Origin of the sequence: Streptomyces sp. ID05-39B, from assembly GCF_033794725.1 — a bacterium.
Classification (GTDB): Bacteria; Actinomycetota; Actinomycetes; order Streptomycetales; family Streptomycetaceae; genus Streptomyces; species Streptomyces bobili.
Genome location: NZ_JARGEF010000466.1, coordinates 1 through 2397, shown reverse-complemented (window position 1 = coordinate 2397; position 2397 = coordinate 1). Strand labels below are relative to the sequence as shown.

The window sequence follows — 2397 nt, the reverse complement described above, 5'->3', positions numbered from 1 at the left end:
CCCCTGCACACCACCCCTCCCACCGAACCGCTCCTCGCAGCGGCCCACGAACAGGTCCCCCCTGGTACGCGGCCACGGCCTGCGCCGCCGTATCCGCCGCCGTATCCGCCGCCCACCACCACAACGGTTGTGCGTGACACGGCAGTTCCCCCTTGACGCCGCCGAAGGGGCAGCGGTTCGTCGCTCGCCCAAATGACGATTATTTGTTCGTGTCACGAACCATATTAGTTCGCGTCACGAACTTCAAAGGGGTTCCGGGCCGCCGGGACGCCGCCGCCAGCGTCACCGTGACCGCGATCGACGCCGCCGCCATCACGGCCATCGCCGTGGCCGGTGAGGTGAGTTGGGCCACGGTGCCCGCCACGACGGCGCTGACACCCTGAAGGGTGAGCATCCCCGCCGAGTGCAACCCGAGGGCATGACCGCTGAGTTCGGCGGGGACGAGGGCCATCAGGCGCTCCTGCTGGACCAGGCTCGCGCCGAAGCCGACCGAGGCGAGGGTGGCGCAGAGCGCGGCGACGGGCAGCGGCGGACGCAGGGCGAAGACGAGGTACGGGGTGGCCAGGAGCAGCAGGAGCGGGGTGGCCAGGCGGGTGCGGACGGCGGGCGGGAGCAGCCGGCCGACGGCGAGGTCCCCGGCCAGCATGCCCAGCGCTCCGCACGCGAACAGGGTGCCCGCGGCGCCGGGGTCGTAGGACACGAAGAGGGCTTCGCAGCCGACGACCAGGCCGTTGGGCAGCCACAGGCCCAGGTAGACCAGGCGGCGCGGGCGGGAGGACCACAGGACGGCGTTGACGCGCCGGGTCTCGGCGGCCGAGGGGCGGCCCAAGGCGCGGGGCGGGCGGGCTGTCAGGCCGAGGCGGGCGGTCGCGCTCGCGGTGGCGTGCAGGAGGGTGGCGAGGAGGAGGACGGTGTGCGGGGAGAGGGCGGTGACGAGGAGGCCGCCGAGGGCGTAGCCGGTGATCTGCGTCAGCCCGCCCATCATGTTGAAGACGGAACGCCCGCTCAGATAGCCATCCTTGGGGAGGATCTCGTTGAGCAGCCCCCAGCGGACCCCGCCGCCGAGGGCCGCGATCAGGCCCTGCGCGAGGACGACCGCGAAGACGGCCGCGACCGGCAGCCCGGGGACGGCGAGGACGGCCGTGAGGGTGGCGAAGGCGAGGGAGAGACCGGCCAGGGCGGTCCTCGGCGGGAGGCGGTCGGCGCCCGAGAGGAGGAAGGCCGCGCCGAGGACCTGGACGAGTGACGGGCCGAACATGCTCACCGCCGACAGCAGCGGGGAGCCCGTGGCGCGGTGGACGAGGGTGCCGAGGGCGAGCCCCGCGACCGTCTGGGCGGCGGTGTGGGCGGCGGAGGAGAGCAGGAGCGGGGTGAACTCGGGGGTGCGCAGGAGCTGTCGGTAGCCGGTCATGCGGGGAGTCTCGGGCGGGGCCGGGCCCGGTCGTTACTGTTTCGCGGGAGCGCGAAACGTCATCGTGACGAGGGACGGGGATGGGGCTTCATGGGCTGGTGGCAGGTGAACGCCGACACGCTCGCGGGCAGCCGGTTCGTGGTGTCCCCGCTGGCCGAGACCTTCGCGTGCCTGAAGCTGCTGCACGCGGGGGCGGGCGCGCATCCGGGCGAGACGGCGTGGCTGCGCGAGTGGCTGCCCGCCCACCGCGCACGGCTGGCCGCGGATCCGGTGACCGCCGCGCTCGTACGGGCCGGGCTCGGCCGGGACTGGATCGCCGACTTCCTCACCCCCACCCCCAGGGACGGGGAGAGCTTCGAGGACGGCGTCGCCCGGGTCCGCGCGGTACGGCCCGCCGACGCCCGCGCCCATCTGCGGACCTCCCGGGCCGGCCCGCTGCCGGGCGTCCTGGACCGCGACGACCTCCCCGCGCGGGCGGCCGGCCTGCTGACCTGGGTGTGGGAGAGCGCCGTACGGCCTTCCTGGGAGCGGCGGCGCAGGGTGCTGGAGGCGGATGTCGTGACGCGGGTCGCGCAGGTGAGCCGGGGCGGGTGGGCTGCCGTACTGGACTCGCTGCGGCCGGGGACGCGGTGGCTCGGGGAGAGCCGGTTCCAGGTCAATCTGCACGAGTATCCGCCCCGGGAGATCTCCGGCGCCGAGCTGCTGTTCGTGCCGGTGACACCGCGGACGGGGTGGGTGTCGTGGGAGGAACGGGAGCGGTACGCCGTCGTCTACCCCTGCACCGGGGTCCTCGCCGCCGATCACCGCGCGCGGGACGTGCCGACCGCGCTGAGCGCGCTGCTCGGGCCCGGACGGGCGGCCGTCCTCGTCCTGCTGGGGCACGGCCCGCTGAGCACGACCCAGCTGGTCGCACTGACCGGGCAGGGGCTCGGATCGGTCGGACGGCACCTGCGGGTGCTGTGGACGGTCTCTAAAAAACATCTCCA

At 74.2% G+C, this 2397-nt stretch carries 2 protein-coding genes; one reads left to right on the top strand and one right to left on the bottom strand.

The window, feature by feature from the left end; genetic code table 11:
- Positions 1-199: 199 nt before the first annotated feature.
- Complete coding sequence (locus P1P75_RS41120) at positions 200-1411, bottom strand: MFS transporter (protein ID WP_319265053.1); 1212 nt, start codon at positions 1409-1411, stop codon at positions 200-202.
- Positions 1412-1501: 90 nt separating this feature from the next.
- On the opposite strand from P1P75_RS41120, the gene P1P75_RS41115 reads away from it, so the two are divergent.
- A partial coding sequence (locus tag P1P75_RS41115; protein ID WP_319265050.1) for a transcriptional regulator occupies positions 1502-2397 on the top strand: 896 nt, incomplete at its 3' end.